General features: G+C 74.5%; 22 protein-coding genes and 1 pseudogene. 9 read left to right on the top strand and 14 right to left on the bottom strand.

Annotated features, from left to right (window positions below; translation table 11 throughout):
* Together ACFWP2_RS25015 and ACFWP2_RS25010 are read left to right on the top strand one after the other, a co-directional pair.
* Window positions 1–255: transglycosylase SLT domain-containing protein (locus ACFWP2_RS25015; RefSeq protein ID WP_380455112.1), on the top strand; the 255-nt coding region annotated here is incomplete at its 5' end.
* 353 nt (window positions 256–608) lie between these two features.
* Window positions 609–1259: a transglycosylase family protein gene (locus tag ACFWP2_RS25010; protein ID WP_380455110.1), complete on the top strand. Its 651-nt coding sequence runs from the start codon at window positions 609–611 to the stop codon at window positions 1257–1259.
* Between the two features lie 180 nt (window positions 1260–1439).
* Here the strand turns inward: ACFWP2_RS25010 and ACFWP2_RS25005 are convergent, their stop codons facing one another.
* On the bottom strand, window positions 1440–2198 hold the full coding sequence (locus ACFWP2_RS25005; RefSeq protein ID WP_380455108.1) for a DeoR/GlpR family DNA-binding transcription regulator: 759 nt from the start codon (window positions 2196–2198) through the stop codon (window positions 1440–1442).
* A 49-nt stretch (window positions 2199–2247) separates the two neighbouring features.
* On the opposite strand from ACFWP2_RS25005, the gene ACFWP2_RS25000 reads away from it, so the two are divergent.
* Window positions 2248–2631 carry a DUF4406 domain-containing protein gene (locus ACFWP2_RS25000; RefSeq protein ID WP_380455106.1) on the top strand — a complete coding sequence of 128 codons (384 nt, stop codon included), beginning with the start codon at window positions 2248–2250 and terminating at the stop codon, window positions 2629–2631.
* Window positions 2628–3305 carry an NUDIX domain-containing protein gene (locus ACFWP2_RS24995; protein WP_380455104.1) on the top strand — a complete coding sequence of 226 codons (678 nt, stop codon included), beginning with the start codon at window positions 2628–2630 and terminating at the stop codon, window positions 3303–3305. The genes ACFWP2_RS25000 and ACFWP2_RS24995 overlap by 4 nt, the downstream gene beginning before the upstream one ends.
* 107 nt (window positions 3306–3412) lie before the next feature.
* Here ACFWP2_RS24995 and ACFWP2_RS24990 read toward each other — a convergent pair whose 3' ends face one another.
* A complete protein-coding gene (locus tag ACFWP2_RS24990; RefSeq protein WP_380455102.1) occupies window positions 3413–4105 on the bottom strand; it encodes a hypothetical protein in 693 nt (230 codons plus the stop codon).
* A gap of 41 nt (window positions 4106–4146) precedes the next feature.
* Window positions 4147–4698, bottom strand: a complete 552-nt coding sequence (locus tag ACFWP2_RS24985; protein WP_380455100.1) for a hypothetical protein — start codon at window positions 4696–4698, stop codon at window positions 4147–4149.
* A 150-nt stretch (window positions 4699–4848) separates the two neighbouring features.
* Here ACFWP2_RS24985 and ACFWP2_RS24980 point away from each other — a divergent pair, with 150 nt between their 5' ends.
* Both ACFWP2_RS24980 and ACFWP2_RS24975 read left to right on the top strand, forming a co-directional pair.
* Window positions 4849–5358 carry a DUF2199 domain-containing protein gene (locus tag ACFWP2_RS24980; RefSeq protein WP_380455098.1) on the top strand — a complete coding sequence of 170 codons (510 nt, stop codon included), beginning with the start codon at window positions 4849–4851 and terminating at the stop codon, window positions 5356–5358.
* 220 nt (window positions 5359–5578) lie between these two features.
* Window positions 5579–5911: pseudogene (locus tag ACFWP2_RS24975) on the top strand (isocitrate lyase/phosphoenolpyruvate mutase family protein); the annotation flags it as partial.
* A gap of 107 nt (window positions 5912–6018) precedes the next feature.
* Here the strand turns inward: ACFWP2_RS24975 and thpR are convergent.
* The 9 genes from thpR to ACFWP2_RS24930 form a co-directional block, all read right to left on the bottom strand.
* The gene (thpR, locus tag ACFWP2_RS24970) at window positions 6019–6636 is read right to left on the bottom strand and encodes an RNA 2',3'-cyclic phosphodiesterase (RefSeq protein ID WP_380455096.1); all 618 of its coding nucleotides are present in this window, start codon (window positions 6634–6636) and stop codon (window positions 6019–6021) included.
* A 70-nt stretch (window positions 6637–6706) separates the two neighbouring features.
* The gene (locus tag ACFWP2_RS24965; RefSeq protein WP_380455094.1) at window positions 6707–7411 is read right to left on the bottom strand and encodes a hypothetical protein; all 705 of its coding nucleotides are present in this window, start codon (window positions 7409–7411) and stop codon (window positions 6707–6709) included.
* Window positions 7408–8028, bottom strand: a complete 621-nt coding sequence (locus tag ACFWP2_RS24960; RefSeq protein ID WP_380455092.1) for a SigE family RNA polymerase sigma factor — start codon at window positions 8026–8028, stop codon at window positions 7408–7410. Before ACFWP2_RS24960 ends, ACFWP2_RS24965 begins: the two co-directional genes overlap by 4 nt.
* A gap of 205 nt (window positions 8029–8233) precedes the next feature.
* Window positions 8234–9067, bottom strand: coding sequence for an ABC transporter permease subunit (locus ACFWP2_RS24955; RefSeq protein ID WP_380455090.1), 834 nt, complete (start codon window positions 9065–9067; stop codon window positions 8234–8236).
* Window positions 9064–10065: an ABC transporter ATP-binding protein gene (locus ACFWP2_RS24950; protein WP_380455087.1), complete on the bottom strand. Its 1002-nt coding sequence runs from the start codon at window positions 10063–10065 to the stop codon at window positions 9064–9066. Before ACFWP2_RS24950 ends, ACFWP2_RS24955 begins: the two co-directional genes overlap by 4 nt.
* A 158-nt stretch (window positions 10066–10223) precedes the next feature.
* Window positions 10224–11678 carry an RtcB family protein gene (locus tag ACFWP2_RS24945; protein WP_380455085.1) on the bottom strand — a complete coding sequence of 485 codons (1455 nt, stop codon included), beginning with the start codon at window positions 11676–11678 and terminating at the stop codon, window positions 10224–10226.
* 41 nt (window positions 11679–11719) lie between these two features.
* Window positions 11720–12127: an archease gene (locus ACFWP2_RS24940; RefSeq protein ID WP_380455083.1), complete on the bottom strand. Its 408-nt coding sequence runs from the start codon at window positions 12125–12127 to the stop codon at window positions 11720–11722.
* A 155-nt stretch (window positions 12128–12282) separates the two neighbouring features.
* Entirely contained in the window at window positions 12283–13521 is a 1239-nt protein-coding gene (locus ACFWP2_RS24935; protein ID WP_380455081.1) for a styrene monooxygenase/indole monooxygenase family protein, read from the bottom strand.
* A 174-nt stretch (window positions 13522–13695) separates the two neighbouring features.
* Window positions 13696–14448: a thioesterase II family protein gene (locus tag ACFWP2_RS24930; RefSeq protein WP_380455079.1), complete on the bottom strand. Its 753-nt coding sequence runs from the start codon at window positions 14446–14448 to the stop codon at window positions 13696–13698.
* A gap of 257 nt (window positions 14449–14705) precedes the next feature.
* Between ACFWP2_RS24930 and ACFWP2_RS24925 the strand changes: the two genes are divergently transcribed.
* Window positions 14706–14912, top strand: a complete 207-nt coding sequence (locus ACFWP2_RS24925) for a hypothetical protein (RefSeq protein WP_380455077.1) — start codon at window positions 14706–14708, stop codon at window positions 14910–14912.
* Between the two features lie 19 nt (window positions 14913–14931).
* Here ACFWP2_RS24925 and ACFWP2_RS24920 read toward each other — a convergent pair whose 3' ends face one another.
* Window positions 14932–15540 carry an AAA family ATPase gene (locus ACFWP2_RS24920; RefSeq protein WP_380455075.1) on the bottom strand — a complete coding sequence of 203 codons (609 nt, stop codon included), beginning with the start codon at window positions 15538–15540 and terminating at the stop codon, window positions 14932–14934.
* A 203-nt stretch (window positions 15541–15743) separates the two neighbouring features.
* Between ACFWP2_RS24920 and ACFWP2_RS24915 the strand changes: the two genes are divergently transcribed.
* Both ACFWP2_RS24915 and ACFWP2_RS24910 read left to right on the top strand, forming a co-directional pair.
* Window positions 15744–17315, top strand: a complete 1572-nt coding sequence (locus ACFWP2_RS24915; RefSeq protein ID WP_380455073.1) for an AMP-binding protein — start codon at window positions 15744–15746, stop codon at window positions 17313–17315.
* Window positions 17316–17481: 166 nt separating this feature from the next.
* Complete coding sequence (locus ACFWP2_RS24910) at window positions 17482–17664, top strand: hypothetical protein (RefSeq protein WP_380455071.1); 183 nt, start codon at window positions 17482–17484, stop codon at window positions 17662–17664.
* Window positions 17665–17760: 96 nt separating this feature from the next.
* Here ACFWP2_RS24910 and ACFWP2_RS24905 read toward each other — a convergent pair whose 3' ends face one another.
* The gene (locus tag ACFWP2_RS24905; RefSeq protein WP_380455069.1) at window positions 17761–18750 is read right to left on the bottom strand and encodes an ABC transporter ATP-binding protein; all 990 of its coding nucleotides are present in this window, start codon (window positions 18748–18750) and stop codon (window positions 17761–17763) included.
* Window positions 18751–18787 lie beyond the last annotated feature (37 nt).

Genomic DNA, 18787 nt, shown 5'->3' with positions numbered 1-18787 from the left:
GTCCCGGCGGACCAGCTGGCCTCGTTCAGCCAGATCATCTCCCACGAGTCGGGCTGGAACGTGACCGCGACCAACCCGAGCTCGGGCTCCTACGGACTGGGCCAGGCCCTGCCGGCCTCCAAGATGGCCTCCGCCGGCGCGGACTGGAAGACCAATCCCGCCACCCAGATCAAGTGGGCGCTGGACTACATGAACACCCGCTACGGCAGCCCGAACGCCGCCTGGAACTTCTGGCAGAACCACCACTGGTACTAAGCCGACCCCATCGGCTTCCCCCCACCCCGGGGACCGGACAGGGGCACCCGGAGTGACCCACGAGGCCTGTACCGCGCACCCGCGCGGCACAGGCCTCGCGCCGTCCCCGGCCGACCGTGTGTTCGCTGATGAGCGTTCGTCTCCTGGCGCCGTGTCAGGGGTGCTGAGGGTGGGGTCCGTACCGCTCCACGGTGCCGGGCGCCAGCGGCGGCGAGGGGTGGCGTTCGGGTGGTGTCGAACCGCCGCTCGGACGAGATACCCGTCCTGTCGGCCATCGTCGGCGCCCGCCTTGTGCATGGGTGGAGACGGCATCCCGATGCCCGGTCCCCTGTCCCCGAAGGTGCGGAGCTTCCATGTCGCCGCTGTCCGTGGCCCGTCGCGTGGTCGTTGCCCTGCTGCTCCCCCTGCTCGCTCTCGCCGCGGTCGTCGGCAGCGCCACGGCGTCGCCCGCCGCCGCCGTGGCCACGACCACGGGAGTCCGTACCGGCGTCGACTGGGACGCTCTCGCCCGGTGCGAGAGCGGAGGGCGCTGGAACGCCGCCACCGGGAACGGCTACTACGGCGGACTGCAGTTCGACGGCGCGACCTGGCGCTCCAACGGAGGACTCGCCTACGCGCCCCGCGCCGACCAGGCCACTCGCGAGCAGCAGATCGCCGTCGCCGAGAACCTCGCCGCGCGCCGCGGCCTGGCCCCGTGGCCGACCTGCGGAAGCCGTGCCGACCGCAGCGTCGACCACCCCACCGTCCACGCCCGCGGCCACCGCCCGTCGCAGGCACGGCCGCACTCCCCCGCACCGCTGCGCCACACCGACGACGACGCCCCGGCCGACGTGAACGGCGACGGATCGGACAGCTGGACCGTGCAGCCCGGCGACACCCTCAGCGGTATCGCCCGGACCCTCGACCTCCCGGGCGACTGGCCGGCGCTCCACGAGCTGAACCGCGAGGTCATCGGTGACGACCCCGACCTGCTCCTGCCCGGCCAGGTCCTCGCGCTGCGCTGACGGACGGAACCAGCGGGAGCGGAGCGGGTTCGGCCGGAGCAGGTGCTGATGCGCCGTCGCAGGTGGGCGGCGTGCCGGAGCGGTCGTCCATCCCCGGGGCCAGGGGGCGCAGTGCCACGTCGGTTTCGTGATCTTGCCGCGATCCGGCGCGTTCGCGCGGTAGCCGTCAGCCGTCAGCCGTCAGCCGGCCGCCAGGATCTCCACGCCGTGCGCCCTGAGTCGATCGAGGACCGGGTGGCGGGGGTCGGCGTCGGTGATCAGTCCGCTGACGTCCTCCCAGGGCAGGACGCGGAACCGGGAGGCAGTGCCGATCTTCTCGGACGAGGCGAGGACGTAGGTGTCCGCGGCCCGTGCCGCCAGGGCGCGTTTCATCGCCGCCTCGTCCGCGTCGCCGGTGGTCAGTCCGGCTTCGGGATGGACGCCGGTGACGCCGAGGAGGCACAGGTCGGCCGAGACGTTCTGGGCGGCCTCGACCGCGGCGGCGCCGCAGGTGACCGCGGAGTGCTTGAAGAGGCGGCCGCCGAGGAGGAAGACCTCGGCCCGGGGGTGGTCGAGCAGCGCGGCCGCGATGGTCGGGCTGTGGGTGATCACGGTGCAGGCCAGGTCCGGCGGGAGGGCTTCGGCGACGGCGAGGGCGGTGGTGCCGCCGTCCAGGATCAGGGCGCTGCCCGGCCGTACGAGCGCGGCGGCGACCGCGGCGACCCGCCGCTTGCCGTCCGGGGTGACGGATTGCCGGGCCGCGTAGTCCGCGACGGCCGGGGAGACGGGCAGGGCCCCGCCGTAGACGCGCTGGCACAACCCCTCGGCGGCCAGGTCGCGCAGGTCGCGGCGCACGCTGTCCTCGGAGATGCCGAGGTCCGCGGCGACGTCCTTGGCCACGATCTTGCCCTCGCGGGCGAGCAGGCCCAGCAGGTGGTCACGTCTCTCGGCAGCCAGCATCCGTACTTTCTCCTGTTCTTTCACGTTTCTGCGTGTATCGTAGCGCACCATGACCGAGAAGCCCATGCTCGTCCTCATCGCCGGCCCCTACCGCTCCGGAACCGACGGCGACCCCCAGGCCATGGCCGCGAACCTCGCCCGCCTCGAAGCGGCGGCCTGGCCGGTCTTCGCCGCCGGCCACGTCCCGGTGATCGGGGAATGGATCGCCCTGCCCGTGCTGCGCTCCGCGGGAGCGGGCCCCACCGACCCCCTCGCCGACCAGGTCCTCTACCCGACCGCCGACCGCCTGCTCGCCCACTGCGACGCCGTGCTCCGGCTCCCCGGCGACTCCGCCGGCGCCGACCAGGACGTCGCCACCGCCCGCCGGCGCGGCCTGCCCGTCTACCACGACGTCGCCGAACTCCCGCGCCACGTCCCGCAGGGGGCGGCGTGACCCCCCGCCCCGGGACCGACGTCCCGGACCACCGCGGCCGCACCGGCCTCGACCGCGCCGGACGCGACCTGACCCGCAACCCCGACGTCGTGGTGCGCGACGTGGAGCTCACCTCCCAGGGCTGGCACGTCCTGCGCCGCACCACCTTCGACTACCGGCGCCGCGACGGACGCTGGGTCACCCAGCAGCGCGAAACCTACGACCGCGGAAACGGCGCGGTCATCCTGCCGTACGACACCGAACGCGGCCGGGTCCTGCTCACCCGCCAGTTCCGCTACCCGGCCTACGTCAACGACCACCCGGACGGCATGCTCGTCGAGGCCGCGGCCGGGCTGCTCGACGGCGACGACCCGCTCGCCGCCATCCGGCGCGAGAGCGCCGAGGAGCTCGGCGTCACGCTCGGCCCGATCGCCCACGTCCTCGACGCCTACATGAGCCCCGGCTCCGTCACCGAGCGCCTGCACTTCTACGCCGCCCCCTACACCCCGGCCGACCGCACCGGAACCGGCGGCGGGCTCGAGGAGGACGGCGAGGACATCGAGGTGCTCGAACTGCCCTTCGCCGAGGCCCTCGCCATGGTCCGCGACGGACGCATCACCGACGGCAAGACCATCCTGCTCCTGCAGTGGGCCGCCCTGGACGGGCCCTTCGCCGCGGCACCGGCCGCCCGTTGACCCCGCCCGCCCCGTCGGCCCCCACCACCGCTCGGCGATCAGGTGAGGGCGGGGCGGGGTGGGCGAAGGCGGGGCAGTCGGGTCCAAGGCCGCGCGAAGGCGGCCCGTCAGTCCTTGACCTCGACCTCGACGGCCGTGCGGATCTCCAGCGTGCGCCTGGCCAGGTCCTCCGGGCGGGTCTCGCCCGTCCCGTCGATCACGCCCCCGACCGTCGTTCCGTCCGCCCAGATGCAGATGGTCCGGGAAGAGGCGGTCGGAGCGGCCAGGACCGCACAGTCGAGCGCGCCGCCGAGCGGGCCGGCCGGGAAGTCCTGACGGTCTTGCAGGGTCTCGCCGGTCTCGCTGGACACGTCGGACCCCCAGACCGCACCGAACTGCCGGTCCAACTCCCCGCGGGCGTCCGGAAAGCCTCCGGTCATCCCGGCCACCAGCAGCGTGCTCCGGCCCGACCCGGCGGGGCCGTAGCCCGCTACCGAGACGTCCCGGTACCGGCTCAACGCGGTCAGGTTCGTCTGCAGGCGGCCGCGTTCGGCCACGACCTCCCCGTCGTCCGGCATCCGCTCCTGGTCCCCGATCCGGTCCACCAGAACGATCCGATGCGCGGGTGGGGCCCCTGCGCCGGTCACGGCGGCCACGGTCAGGGCGGCGAACAGGGCGACGACCACCCCACCCCCGATCCAGGCCTTGGGCGGCACCCTGCGGTGCCAGGGCAAGGGGGCTGTGGGCTCCAGGGTGTTGGCCCAGATCGCCCGGAGGCCACTGGACTTGTCGGGCGGCTGCTCGGTTTCCATACCTGCCATCTCGTCTCCTTCGCACGAACAAACGTTCAGCGGACTGCCGCTCAGGCCCGCCAGCGGGGAGCGTCGTCGTCCGGGGTTTCCGGGCTGGCGAAATGGAAGGGGACCGACAGGTGTTCGGCCAGGGCGCGGCCCGCGCGTTCGGCCGCCACGGCGCACACGGGCCGCCCGCCCGCGGTGCCTTCCTCGCCGAGGTAGCCCGTGGCCGTGCTGAAGTGGATGGTGGCCAACCTGCGCTCCTGCGCCGGGGCCTCGGTGATCGCCAGCAGGATCGTGAACCAGTCGTGGACGGTGTCGCCGTCCCAGACCGCCTCGATCGCCACGACGCGGCCGGGGCAACCGGCGGCGCGAAGGGCCAGGGACTCCAGGTCCAGCGCGCTCCGGGGCGTGCGGGCGATCCGGTCTCCGTGGTGGAGGTAGCGGTCGTTGACGATGTCCTGGGCCGTACCGAGTCCGACGCCGAAGGGGACACGGCCGACATCGAGGACGGACCGCACCGCGGGAAGGAGGGAGTCCTGGAGGACGTACCCGTCGATCTCCTCCCGGATTCCCGCCGGCAGGCCCTCCCACCAGGCGGCCCTCGCCACCTCGTCCATCTCCGCCACTCCCCCCGTTCCCGTCGGCCCTGCCCGGCAGGACCGCACGCCACGGTATCCGAGCCGGTGCGAACGAGCGCCCGATTTTCCGCCACCGTCGCGACCGGCGGCGGTACAGGTGGTGTCACAGGCACCCGCTACGCTCGCGTCATGTCCGACCACCCCGGTTTCACCTGCACCTGCTGCGGCGGCCACCACGCCGGCCTTCCCCTGAACTACTCGACCGTGGCCCCCGATGCCTGGGACCCGGCCCTCGAGGCCGACCCGCACAGCATGCTGTCCTCGGACCAGTGCGTCATCAGGGGCGAGCACTTCTTCGTCAAGGGGCTGATCGAGATACCCGTGCTCGGCAGCGAGGACGTCTTCTCCTGGGGCGTGTGGGTCTCACTGAGCCGGAGCAACTTCGCCCGGGCCGCCGAGTTGTGGGAGACCGACGGCCGTGAGTCGGAGGAACCGTACTTCGGCTGGCTCTGCACCTGGCTCCCGGTCTACGAACCGGACACCATCAACCTCAAGACGCACGTCCGCACCCGCCCCGTCGGCCAACGCCCCTCCATCGAGCTGGAGCCCACCGACCACCCGCTCGCCGTCGAACAGCGCACCGGGATCACGCGTGACCGTGTACGCGAGATCGCGGCAGCGGTGACGCCCACGGCCTGACGACGGCATGGCGCTTCAGCGACCGCACCGGACGGCGCAGGTCGCCTGGCGTGAATCCTGGGGCGGCACACTCACCGCCGCAGCCGTGGTCCTCACCCAGGGGTGCCTCCACACCCCGTTCCCGTCGCCGGCTCACGTCCGAGCGGGTCGCGTGAGCCAGCCGCCGGCCGCCTGGCGCGCCGGCCTGTCCGGTGCCGTGGAGGGAACCTTCCCGTCACTGTCGGTCACGGTCCCGGTGACCGCGGACATCAAGGGCGGCTACGGACAGAGCCCCGCCGAGGTCGCGGAGACCGTCACGCGGGTACTGGAAGCCGGCGTGGTGGGCATCAACATCGAGGACGGCACCCGCTCCCCCGGCACGCTCGTCGACCGGCTCGCGGCCGTCCGCGCCGCAGCGCGGAGGGCGGGCGTCGACCTGTTCGTCAACGCCCGCATCGACACCTACCTGCTCGGCCTGGGCGACCCCACCATCCGGCTGCGGGACACACTGGAACGGGCGCGCTCCTACATCGACGCCGGCGCGGACGGCATCTTCGTCCCCGGTGTCACGGACTGACCGCATCACGCGACCACCCGCACCGCGAAGTCCATGCCGTACGGGCCCAGGCTTCCTCGGGCCGCCGCGCTCCTGCCCGCTGGGCGGCGGTGCTCGCCCGCGGGCTACGGCTCGGTGAGGGCGCCGCCGTCCCGGGCCTGGACGGCGGCGCCGAATCGCCACGCCTCGATGTCGCGGTAGTGGATCGGCCCGGGGCCACGGCCGATGTTGCTGCCGACGAGGTGGAGACGTTCGGTCCGCCAGGGCAGGCCCACGAACCCGGTGAGGCCGGCCGCGGCCTGCGGCACGCTGTCGGGGTCGTCGCGGCGGGACCGTGCCAGTGTCAGGTGGGGGCGCAGCGGCCGGTCCCTGAACTCGATCCCGCAGGACCTGACCAGGTCCCGGACGTCGGCGGCGAGCAGGTGCAGTCCGTCCAGGTCCCCGTCGATCCCGCTCCACAGCAGTCGCTGGTCGAAGTGGCCGCCGCCCCGCAGGCCCAGGTGCAGGGCGGGATGCGACGCGGCCGCACCGGCCAGTGCCGACCGCAGCAGCGGCACGACCGTGGACGGCTGTTCGCCGAGGAAGGCCAGGGTGATGTGCCAGTCCTCGATCCGGTTCCATCGCAGCCGCGGGTACCTGGCGTAGGTGGGCTGCAGGGCCCGGGCCAGTTCGTCCTTGGCGTCGTCGGGCGGTGCCAGGGCCACGAAGACGCGCAGGGTCGAGGGTTCGGGGTGATCGTCCACGAGGGGGGAGGTTAGCCGAGGGCGGGCCGCCCGTGCTCGCTGGTGCCGGGACCGCGATGCCCGGTGTGGTTCAGGGCGACAGCGTCTTGCTCGCCAGCAGCGCCCCCTGGGCGTCGTACGCGGCGAGCTTCACGCCCTCGAGCGGGTAGGCCTTCGGATCCTCGGGGGCCTTTCGGCTGGGCCCCCACACATACCCGGTGGCGAAGCCCGGACTGCCGGGAAGGGCGACGACGGTGGCCCACTGGGCCTGGCCGTCCACCTCGACGCTCATCCGGGCCACCTGCCCGGGCCCCTGGTAGACGAGGTTGTACAGGCCCTCCCGGTACTGCGGCGAGGACCCGTAGTACTGCATGGTGATCTCGGTCGCGCCCCCCGCCCAGGAGCGCCCGGCGCAGCCCTGGCCGCTTGGGTACGCGGCAGGGTCGTGGATGCAGATCTCCTGGTCCTTCAGCTGCATCCACCAGTCCTGGCGGCCCAGCGGCAGCTGCTGGCCGGGCTGCACCACCACGGCCTCGGGAGCCGGCCCGTCCGGTACCCGAGGAGCCTGCGCGGCCGGCGCGACGACCTGGCCCGCGCGCCGCTCGGACAGGACCGCACCCGTACCGGCGACCACCGCGAGCGCGGCCACCACGGCCGACGCACCCATCGCCACCCGGCGCGCCCGCTGCTGCCGCCGCACGTGGACCCGCACGGGGCCGGCGGACCAGTCCGCCACCGCGACCCGGGCCGCCTCGTCCCGCAGAGCGCCGCGCACCATGTCCTCGGTGTCCATCACCTGTTGCCTCCGTTCGTACCGTCGATCGTTGAACCGGTGTCCGCCACGTACCAGGCCAGCGCCGGGTGGCCGCGCAGTTTCGCCAGGCCTCGGCTGGCCTGGCTCTTCACGTTGCCCTGCGAGCAGCCGAGCACTTCGGCGACCTGGGACTCGCTCATGTCCTCCCAGTAGCGCAGGACGACCACGGCCCGCTGGCGCTGCGGCAGCCCGGCCAGCGCCTGGAGCAGCGCCGAGCGCTCCTCGACGTCGCGGTGGCCACCGTCCGCGGTGTGCGCCCGTTCGGGAAGGACGGGCGTGAGCAGCTGCCTGACCCGGCGTCGGCGGTGACGGCTCAGGTTGTTGTTCACCAGGGCCCGGTGGACGTAGGCGTCCGGCTCCTCCAGGCGGCTGATCCGGGACCAGTTCCGGAAGACCTTCGCGAAGGTCGCCTGCACCACGTCCTCGGCCTCGTGGTAGTCGCCGGTGAGCAGGTAGGCGGTGCGCACCAGCCGCCGCCAGCGTGTGGCGGCGAACCCCTCGAAGTCGAGCTCCCGCGGGCCGGGGTCGCCCGCGGAAGCCGGTGCGGTGACGGGCCGAGGCCGGTCCTCCACCGGAATGTGCAATGGGCTCACGGTCATCCGATTCCTCTTCGCGTCGCGGCGACGACCCGACCGGGCCATCGCTCTGCCCTACTCACCGCCGCGCCGCCGCAAGGGTTGCACGCCGACGCCGATTCACCTGGGCGTCGAGCATGGGAACGGGGCCCACGAAGGCTGCCGTCCGCTACCCGTGCCTACGCCGCGGGCGGGCAGGCTGGCAGGAAGGCAGGCGAGGCGGGCTGGGTCAGGCGGCCAGGTCGCGGCGTTCGAGGAGCCGGAAGGCTGCGGTCAGGCCGAGCAGGCCGATGCCGAGGAGGACGGCGAAGGCGAGCCAGGGGACTCCGCCGTGGCCGAGTACGTCGCCCGGGGCGTAGTAGTGGAAGGGGCTGAGGTAGCGCAGCGGGCGGGCCGGGGACCAGGCGAGTGCGACGAAGTTGAGGGCGAAGCCGACGGCGCCGAAGGCGACGGCCGCGCCGATCACGTGGGCCCGGCGTCGGCTGACCGCGGAGACCGCCAGCACCGGGCCGGTCAGGCAGAAGGCGAGGGCGCAGCCGAGCAGGCCGGCGGTGAGGACGGCGGTCAGCGGGACGGCGGTGCGCAGCTGGGCGGAGGACGCGACCCCGAGCGCGAGGGTCAGGGTGGCGGCGGCGTTGAGCAGGACGGTGGCGGCGATCAGGGCGCCGGCGCGTTCGGCGAGCAGTCGGCGGCGGGAGACCGGGCGGGTCATCAGCAGTTCGATGGTGCCGGACTCGACGTCGGCCGCGACGGCGGCGGCGCCGAGCGAGCCGATCACGGTCAGTTGGAGGGCGATCCAGAACGGGTGGGTGAGTCCGGCGCCGAGCAGGCCGGGGTAGCTGGCGATGGAGACGTCGCCGTTGGAACCGCTGAACGCCTTGAACGCGCCGGGCGGGGTGCGGCGCTGGCCGAACAGGTCGCCGGTCGGGACGGTTCCGGCGATGACCACGATGAGCGTCTCGAAGACGACCATGCCGAACAGCAGGGAGAGCAGCATCCGGCGCCGCCGGTGCAGGGCGAGCCAGACGAGCGGGAGGCGGCGGTTGACGGTGCCCGGGTTCACGGCCGTTCCTCCGCTTCCGGCCGGCTGCCGCCGTTAGGGTGCTCCTCGGCTCCGACGGACCGGTAGAGGTCGAGGAAGGCCTCGTCCAGGCCCGCCTCCTCCACGGTCAGGTCGGCCACCGGGTGTTCGGCGAGCAGGTCGCGCACCGCCGCGACCACTTCGTCCGGTGGCACCAGCAGCTCGACCCGGGGGCCGTCCCAGCGCGGGGACCAGCGTTCGGCGGTGCCCAGCGGCCTGGCGCCGTGCCCGTCGTCGAGGAGCAGGCGGACCCGGCGGGCCCGGGCCTGGCGCAGTTCGGCCACGGTGCGGACGGTGACCAGTCGGCCGTGGCGGACGATGGCGACCCGGCCGCAGGTCCGCTGCACCTCGGGCAGCACGTGGCTGGAGAGCAGGACGGTCCGCCCGGCCGCGGTCTCCTCGGCGAGCAGTTCGTAGAAGGTCTCCTGGACGAGTGGGTCGAGTCCCTCGCTCGGTTCGTCCAGCACCACCACCGGTGGCCGGTGCTGGAGCGACTGGACGAGTCCGAGCTTCTGCTTCATGCCGCGCGAGTACTCCCCCACCGGCCGGGCCAGGTCGGCGCGGGAGAGCGTCAGCCGCTCGCACAGTTCGCGCTGGCGCGGCACCGGGGCGCCCTGGAGGGCGGCGAGCAGGTCGAGGGTCTGCTGTCCGGTGAGCTCGGGGTAGAGCCGCAGTTCGCCGGGCAGGTAGCCGATCGAGGGGGCGAGCCGGGCGTGGTCGGCCAGCGGGTCCAGGCCGAGCACCCGCACCTGCCCGCCGGTGGGGCCGAGCAGGCCGACCAGGCAGCGCAGGGTGGTGGTCTTTCCGGCGCCGTTGGGGCCGAGCAGGCCGAACACCTCGCCGGCTTCGACCGTCACGTGGAGCCCTTCGATGCCGACCGTGTCGCCGTAGCGTTTGGTGAGCGCGCGCAGTTCGATCACCGGGCCGCCTCCGGTGCCCCGGTTCTCGACGGCGACGGTTGGATCCGGGGTCCCCGGCATGACCACCTCCTGGACGGACGCGCTGGGATGACGATGGTGCTCGGGTGACGGTGGCGTCCGACATCCGAGTGCGTCCGACATCAAAGCGCGCCTGGCGGGGCGAGTCGAGGGACGCGCCCGGATCCGTGCGGCGAACCAACCGCGTGCCCGCCCCGCGCTCACCCCTTGCACACGCCCAGCGGCACCAGCCGGGCGACCTGGCGGGCGAGCCCGGCGGCCTCGGTGACGGCGGCCACCGCGTCGACGTCCTTGTACGCCTCGGGTGTCTCCTCGGCCAGTGCCCGCCAGGATGCCGGCCGTACCGCGATGCCCCGCGCCTCCAGCTCGCTCTTCAGCCGCTCCCCGCGCACGGTGCGCAGCGCCTGGTGGCGGCTCAGCACCCGACCGGCGCCGTGGCAGGCGGAGCGGAAGGCCTCGTTGCCGGGCAGGCCGACCATGACGTAGGAGGCGGTGCCCATGGTGCCCGGCACCAGCACGGGCTGCCCGGCCTCCGCCAGGTCGGCGGGCAGGTCGGGGTCGCCGGGTGGCAGGGCCCGGGTGGCGCCCTTGCGGTGCACGCACAGGGTCCGGGGTTCGCCGTCCACCTCGTGGGTCTCCAGTTTGGCGAGGTTGTGGGAGACGTCGTAGACCAGTTCCAGTCCGACCCCGAGCGCGGTGGCGAAGGCGCGGCGGGCCGCTTCGGAGAGCAGTTGCCGGTTGGCCCGGCCGTAGTTGGCGGCGGCGGTCATGGCGCCGAGGTAGGCGCGGCCGCGCGGGGAGTCGACCGGGGTGCAGGCGAGCTGGCGGTCGGGGATCTCGATCCGGTAGCGGTGCAGTTCGCGGTCCATGGCGCGGACGTGGTCGGTGCAGATCTGGTGGCCGAGGCCGCGCGAGCCGCAGTGGATCATGACGCAGACCTGGCCGGGGCGCAGTCCGAAGGCGGCGGCGGTGCCCGCGTCGTGGATCCGGTCGACGGCCTGCACCTCCAGGAAGTGGTTGGCCGAGCCGAGGCTGCCGACCTGCTGCAGGCCGCGCTCGACCGCCCGGGTGCTCACCTCGCCCGGGGCGGCGCCGGCCAGCACGCCGTGGTCCTCGCAGCGTTCCAGGTCGCGGGGGACGCCGTGGCCGTGGTCGACGGCGTAGCGGGCGCCGCCGAGCAGGAGTTCGTCGAGTTCCTCCGGTCCGGACAGCCGCCACAGGCCGCCCCGGCCCAGGCCGCGCGGGACGGTGCGGTCCAGCAGGTCCATCAGGCGGCCGATCCGTTCGCGGTCGAGTTCGTCCCGGCTGATGCCGGCCGCCAACAGCCGGACCCCGCAGGAGATGTCGAAGCCGACCCCGCCGGGCGAGACCACCCCGCCCCGCTCGACGTCGGTGGCGGCGACCCCGCCGATCGGGAAGCCGTAGCCCCAGTGCACGTCGGGCATCGCGTAGGAGGCGCGGACGATCCCGGGCAGCGTCGCCACGTTCGCCACCTGTTCCAGCGCCTTGTCCCCGGCGGCCTGCGGCAGCAGCGTGGCGGTCGCGAACACCACGCCGGGGACCCGCATCGGCGGGCGCGGCTCGATCCGCCAGCGGTTCCGGCCCGCCTCGGCCAGGACGATCTCCACCTCGCTCGCCTCGCTTACCTCGCTCACGCCGCTTTCGCAGGTCCGGTCCGCTGTGCCCGGGGCCGGGCTCAGACGTCCACGGTGGCCGCGCAGGTCCAGCAGTCCGGCCCGGCGCTCAGGTCCAGGTCGTTCAGTGAGACGGCCTTCGGCACGGCTCCGACCAGGGTGGCCGTGGCGGCGTCGGCCATCCGGAAGCGGAGCGTCACCCGGCGGGCGCCGTCCAGGCCCTCGATCGGGCCGACCGCCACCGCCACCGGCAGTTCGCCGTCGGCGTCCATCCGGTAGACGACCTCCTCCAGGACGCCCGCGAGCAGGTCCGGGTCGCTTACCGCGAGGACGGTGCAGCCGCGCTCGCCGACGATCCGCGCGCCGCTGAGGTCGGCGAAGGCGGAGACGACGGCGTGCACCAGCTCGCCGATGCAGCCCTCGGCCGTCGGCGCCCAGGCCTCGACCCGCAGGTCGGCCGTGTGGGGCACGCTCCGGTACCCGCTGGCGGACCGGCCCGTGGGCTCGCGTCCGTCCACGGGCGACGCCTCCCGGACTCGTTGCCGTCCTTCCTCCAGCGTCGTCCCGCGGACCGCCCGGAGGCAAGTGCGGAGGCACTCCAGGGGCGGGGGCGAGTGCGGGGCCGCTACGCCCCGACCGAGGCCAGGTAGGCGGCGGTCAGCTCGGGGGTGGCCAGCCAGGCGGCGTGGTCGCTCGGCTCGGCGTAGGTGTTGGCGAGCCGGCGGCCGACCTCCGGGTGCTCGGCGGCGGCCGCGAAAACGGCCTGGAGGTGGTCCGGGACGGTCAGCATCGAGGCCGTGAACTCCACACTGTGGCGGGACTGTTGCTGCCAGAACCGTTCGGCGGTGCGGCACATCCAGTCGGCCGTGTACGGGGCGTCGCCGTGCTCGACGACGGCCCGGCGGCAGGCCTCGGCCGCGCGGGCGGCGTTGTTGGCTCCCTGTCCGGTGATCGGGTCGGTCACCACCACCGCGTCGCCGAGGCCCAGCACGTGGACGGCGTCCACACCCGAGCCGAGTTCGGCCACCGGGCGCCGCACCACCGGGGTGACGGCGCCGAACAGCCCGGCCCCGGCGTCGGTCGGCTCGGCCTCCGTCCAGAGCTCGGCCTCCCAGGGCAGGTACTCGGCCAACAGCTCCCGGATCCGGGCCAGTTGGACGTCCGGCCGCGGGGCGTCGCCGAACGCGTCCAGCGGGCTGCCGGGGAGCGCCTCCCAGAGCAGGATGTCGCACGGGCCGGAGAGCGTGAGCGCCGGTTGCAGGTACAGCTCGCCGAGGCCGGGCAGGGCGTTCATCCGGGCCCTCGGCCCGGCGGCCGGATCCGGCGAGCCGACGCCGTGCGCGTACAGGCAGGACAGCGCCCGCTGCGGCCGGTCGAAGGGCGAGCGGGCGGCGTCGCGCTCGAAGATCCCGGACAGTGCGCCGCGCCCGGCCGCGACCACGGTCAGCTCGTGCCGGCGGGCCAGCTCGTGCAGTGCGCCGCGGTCCAGCGTGCGGTACTCGATCTCGCCGCCGCGCTCGGCCAGCAGCTCCAGCCAGCCGGCCAGCTTGAGCCGCTGGTCCACCGACTGGGCGGGCTCGTCCAGCGTCATGGTGTACTCCAGCGCGCGCACGCCCGGGGGCGCCGCCAGCACCGCCTGCACCGAGGAGACGGACGGCGCCCGGTCCGCCCAGAGGTCCAGCCCGGCCGCCGCCTCGATCCGCAGCGCGGGGCCGAACATCGCCTGGGTGGACAGCACCCGGCCGCCGCGCAGCTGCTCCGGGGTGCGCTCGGCGACCAGCGTCACCCGGTACCCGTCCGCCACCAGCCCGAGCGCGAGCTGGAGGCCGGCCTGGCCCGCTCCGACAACGGCGATCCGGCGCACGGCTGCCTCCCGGTGATCTGCTGATGGGTCGTCAAGCAGGCACAGTAGTCGAGCGGGTGCGCTCCGGGCACCAGTACACGCACATCGGTTCGAAGGCCGGACCGGTGTCCGGTTCGCGGCACCGGCGGGCCACCGCCCGGGCGGGCGGGCCCCCGGACGCCCGCGCGAACCGGCTCAGCCGCGCAGGTGCGCGGTGAGCACGTCCACCACGTCCGTGGTCCGGTCGGCCAGGTAGAAGTGCCCGCCCTGGAAGACCCGCAGGTCGAAGGTGCCGGTGGTGTGCCGCTCCCACTGGCCGACCTGGTCGACGGTGGCGTGGGCGTCGGACTCCCCCGCCAGGGCGGTGATCGGCAGCGACACGGTCGCGTCCGGGGCGCTGCGGTAGGTCTCGACGGCCGTGTAGTCGGCCCGCAGGCTCGGCAGGATCAGCTCGCGCAGGGCGGGCAGGGCGAGGACCCGCTCGTCCGTGCCGCCGAGCGCCGCGATCTCGGCGAGCAGCTCGTCGTCCGGCAGCTGGTGGATCGTGGTCGTCCGGGGCAGCGAGGGCGCCCGGCCGGCCGAGACGAACAGCCGGTCGGGCCCCTTCACGCCGTCGCGCTCGAAGCAGCGGGCCGTCTCGAAGGCGACGGCCGCACCCATGCTGTGTCCGAAGAAGGTGAGCGGCCGGTCCGCCCACTCCCGCAGTTCGCGGGCGAGCTGCTCGGCGAGCCCGGTCACCGAGCCGATCGTCGGCTCGGCGATGCGGTTCTGCCGGCCGGGGTACTGGACGGCGAGCACGTCGGCGTGCGGCGCCAGCGCGTTGGCGTACTCCAGGTAGTAGCTGGCCGAGCCGCCGGCGTGCGGGAAGATCACGATCCGGGCGGGCGCGGAGTCGGACGGGTTGAACCTGCGGAACCACGGATTCTCGACGGCGGCGCTGCTGGACATGCGGGGTGTGACCTCTCTCCGTGACGGACTCTGGGCCTCAGTCTGGCAGTGCCGGGGACGGCCGTGGGCCGATCTGGCGATCATGGTCCCCGGTAGGCCGGTTCTCGCCGGTGCAACCCTGCCCCGCGCGGTGGCAGGATGGCCGCGTGAGCGAACCCGACGAGTGGATCACCATCGCCTCGTACGAGAACCTGCCCGGCCGCCCGACTCCGTCGGCCGCCGTCCGCACTTGACTGCGTGACCGGGGCATCGACTGGATGCCCTTCGAGCCGGACGCGGTGCGCTTCGACCTGATCTGCGGAGTCGGCCCGGACGGCCGCTGGCACGGCTGGTTCGACGTCCGGGTCCGCGCCGATGCCCTGCGCCCGCTCGGGCTGCATCCCGAGCAGGCGTCCGCGCCCGTCACCGGTGCTTCCCCGCCCGGCTGGTGGCATGCGGAGGCCGAACGCCGGGCCCGCCGCTGACGGTCGGCCCGCGGTGCGGTCAGCCCGCCGCCCCGAAGCGGGCGGTCTCGGCGCGGGAGCGGGAGACGGCGTCCAGCAGCAGCACGGACGCGGCTTCCGGCGTCGGCACCGGGCCGCCGCAGCGCACGTACCGCGTGAAGGAGGCCAGCAGTCGCTCCAGGCCGCGGCGGTGGCGGGCGAAGACCCTGGTGGAGGCGCGCCGGCCGCGGGCCCGCTGGCCGTCCAGCGCGGTGGCGGCGCCGACGTCCAGCAGCACCAGGTGCAGTTCGCGGCCCCGGCGGCCCGCCTCCCGGGCGAGCCAGCGCCGCATCCAGGCCCGGCTGCCGCAGTCGTGCACCAGCAGCGGGCCGCCGCCGCGCACCGAGGAACGCAGCAGGCGGAAGTGCTCCAGCCGCGCCCACGGCCGGTACACCGCGTACGGCAGGGCGGCGGGCATCACCGCCTCGCAGGCCTCGTGCACCGTCCGCGGGTCCACCGCCCGGACCCCCGCCCCGGACCAGCGCCGCAGCAGCGTGCTCTTTCCGGCCCCGGGCAGCCCGGACACCACCACGACGGCGTCGGCCGGGTAGGCGGTGACGAAGCCCGCCCCGGCGTCTCCCCGAAGATCGACCACTCCGCGCGGCGCCACGACCGCGTCCACCCTGCCGCCCACCAGTCCGAGCCCCCGTTCACGTCCGACCGGGAACCCTAACAACAACCCCGCCTCGATCGCGGCTCGCCCCGCCGGTGCCGCCGGTGCCGCCGGTGCCGCCGGGACCCCGGTCGACCGCGGTGCACCCGTGGGACCGGACATCCACTAGGCTGACGCCCCGTCAGACAGGAGGGCGGGCCATGGCGGAGGCGGCTCCGACGTACACCGCGCTGGTGCTGGACGGGCTGGCGCGCGATCCCGCGCGGGTGGCGATCCGGTCCGGGGACGAGGCGTGGAGCGGGCAGCGGTGCCTGGACCAGGTCCACCGCACCGCGCGGGCGCTGGAGCGGGCCGGGCTCGGGCCCGGGGACGGCGTGACGCTGCTGGCCGGGAACCGGCCGGAGGCGCTGCTGGTGCGGCTCGCCGCGAACCTGCTGGGCTGCCGGGTCGCGATGCCGTTCCCGGACGGGCCGGTCGCGGAGCAGGTGGAGCTGGCGGAGTTCGCCGGAACCGCCGCACTGGTCTTCGACCCGGTCCGGTGCGCGGCGGCGGCCGAGGGGATCGCGCGGGCCGTGCCGTCGGCCGCCCTGTTCTCCCTGGGGCCGTCACCGTTCGGGCCGGGCCCGTCGCCGTTCGGGCTCGGCGCGGACCTGCTGGACCTCGCCGCGGGCTGCTCCCCCGCGCCGCTCGAACCCCGTTGCCGGCCCGAGGACGTGATGGCGGTGCGGTTCACCGGCGGCACCACCGGACGCCCGAAGGGGGTGCTGCGCCGCTTCGCCCGTCCGCCGCGCCCGCCGCTGCTGTCCGGCTCGGTCTTCCTGCTGTGCACCCCGTTGTGCCACGGCGGCGGCACCACGGCGGACCTGGCGCTGGCCGCGGGCGGCACGGTGGTGATGCAGGACGGGTTCGACGCCGGGGCCGTGCTGGCGGCGGTCGAGCGGCACCGGGTGTCCCGGATGTACCTGCCGCCGCACCTGTTGTACCGGCTGCTGGACCACCCGCTGCTGCCCACGACCGACACCGGCAGCCTGCGCCGGGTCGGCTACACGGGCTGCGCGGCCGCCCCGCGGCGCCTCGCCGAGGCGACCCGGCGGCTGGGCCGGGTGCTGCACCAGACCTACAGCCTGACGGAGTGCGGGCCGGTCGCCCGGCTGGGCCCGGACGAGCACCTGGCGCCGCGGCTGCTGACCACCGCCGGCCGACCGTACCCGGACACCGCGCTGCGCATCCTGGACGAGGACGGCGCCGAGCTGCCTGCGGACCGCACCGGGGAGATCTGCGTCCGCACGCCGACCGCGATGGCCGGCTACTGGCGCGACCCGGAGCTGACCGAGCGGGTGCTCCGGGACGGCTGGCTGCACACCGGCGACCTGGGCAGCCTGGACGCGGCCGGGTATCTCACGGTGGCCGGGCGGCGGGACCCGATGGCGATCTTCGAGGGGCACAATGTGTTCCCCCGCGAGATCGAGGAGCCGCTGCGCACCCACCCGGAGGTCCGGGAGGCGGTGATGTTCACGACCACCGACCCGGACCGTCTGGACCGGGTGCACGCCGCCGTCGCCCTCGCCCCCGGCTCGCGACTGACGGCCGAGCAGCTGCACCGGTGGTGCCGGGCGCGCGGACTCGGCCGGTGCGCCCCTGACACGCTCCTGCTGCTGCCCGCGATACCCCTGAACGGACTCGGGAAGCCGGACCTCGCCGCCCTGCGGGCCCAGGTGGACGGCCGGACCGGACGGGCGGCCGCGACCGCTGGGGCGCGCGACGGGGCGTGACGCGCCCCACGAGTGCTTCGAGCGCCAACACCGGCGGTCTCTCGTGCACCAACCGGTGGGAAGAACCGTCCGTGGGCACTCGATCGCGCGGCCCGACCTGCCGATACATCCCCGGCGGCGGCGTGCGCGTCTGTGCGGGCCGCACCGTCCCCCAGGAGGCACTACCTTGACCTGGCTACGCGTCCTGACCGCGCTGGGCATCCTCGCCGTGGCGGCCAGCGCCCTGATCGTCTTCGCCCTCTGCACCGCCACCTCGCGCGGCGACCGCGCCGCGGAGGAGGCGCCGACCGACCTCCGGACCGACGCCGAGGGCAGCGGCCTCTTCCAGCGGATGGGCGGCGACAGCTGACCGGGCCGGGAGGCGGCGACCGCCTCCCGGCCCGGCGCGCTCCGAACCTGGCACGCTCCGGTCCGGCACGCGCTTCCGGGCAGCGCGCGCTCCGGCTCAGTGCCCGGTGATGTCGTCCGGCCGGACCTCGATGTGGTCGGCCGCGAGGTCGACCGCCACCCGGTGCTCCATGCCGAGCGACTCCAGGAACTTGACCGGCAGCTGCACCCGGCCGCTGCGGTCCAGCATCACGTACTCGCGCTCGTTCACCGACTCCTCGCCGTGCTCGTCCGTCACGGTCCGGCGCAGCACCTCGCTGGCGGTCCGTCCGTCCCGGATCGCGACCGTGCGGCGGACCTCGCCCGCGACCATCGGGTCGTGGGTGACGATCACGACGGTCGCGCCCAGTTCGCGGTTGACGGTGCGGAAGGACTCGAAGATGATCCCGGCGGTCTCCGAGTCCAGCTCGCCGGTGGGCTCGTCGGCGAGCAGCACCGGCGGGTTGTTGGCCATCGCCACCGCGATCGCCACCCGCTGCTGCTGTCCGCCGGAGAGCTCGTTGGGCTTGCGGTGGGCGAGTTCGCCGATCTCCAGCGCCTCCATCAGCTCGGCCACCCGCGCCGCCTGCTGCTTCGCCCCTCCGGCGCCGGAGCGACGGCCGCGCAGCTGCATCGGCAGCGCGATGTTCTCGGCGGCGGTGAGGAACGGCAGCAGGTTGCGCGCGGTCTGCTGCCAGATGAAGCCGACCACCTCGCGCCGGTAGCGCAGCCGCTCCTTGACCGACATCTCCAGCAGGTCGCAGCCGGCCACGGTGGCGGTGCCGGCGGTCGGCACGTCCAGCCCGGCGAGGATGGTGAGCAGGGTGGACTTGCCGCTGCCCGAGGCGCCGACCAGGGCGACCAGGTCGCCCTGCCGGATGGTCAGCTCCAGGCCCTGGAGCGCCTGGACCTCGACGCCCTCCGCGCTGAAGATCCGGACCAGCCGGTCGCAGACGATGGCCGCCCCCTCGCCGTACGCCTTGGGCGAGGCGGCTGCGAGGGCCCGCTGCTGGAGCTCCTGGAGGCTGGGGGCCTCGACGACCGTCCGCTCCTGGGGAGTGCTCTTCACCGCTGGTCTCCTGTCTCGACTGTCTGCTTCAACGCAC

This window comes from Kitasatospora sp. NPDC058444 (assembly GCF_042721415.1).
In the GTDB taxonomy this organism is placed as follows: Bacteria; Actinomycetota; Actinomycetes; order Streptomycetales; family Streptomycetaceae; genus Kitasatospora.
The sequence above is the reverse complement of the archived record's forward strand: the minus strand, read 5'-3'. Positions and strand labels throughout refer to the sequence as shown.